The following is a 234-nucleotide window of genomic DNA, read 5'->3' on the forward strand; positions in this document are numbered from 1 at the left end:
TTGCATCATACTCAAAGCAGCAATTAATGAAGGCATAATCCCCCATCTGGACTCCTGATTTGGGTTATACCATGTGCGTATTTCCAGTTGAAAAGGCGTTATATTCCCCAAACGCTCCTGATTCAAAGAACTCACAACATTAGCGATATAAGTGCCTACCATTCCTGCGGTCGAGGAATTGCGTCCATCTAAAATTACCTGTATAGGTGAGGATTGAGCACGATTGAGCTTATC

At 42.7% G+C, this 234-nt stretch carries 1 pseudogene; it reads right to left on the reverse strand.

The window, feature by feature from the left end:
- Nucleotides 1-234: pseudogene (locus tag JR005_RS00035) on the reverse strand (antibiotic ABC transporter permease); the annotation flags it as partial.

It is taken from the genome of Acinetobacter sp. Colony158, assembly GCF_019264745.1.
Taxonomy (GTDB): domain Bacteria; phylum Pseudomonadota; class Gammaproteobacteria; order Pseudomonadales; family Moraxellaceae; genus Acinetobacter; species Acinetobacter ursingii.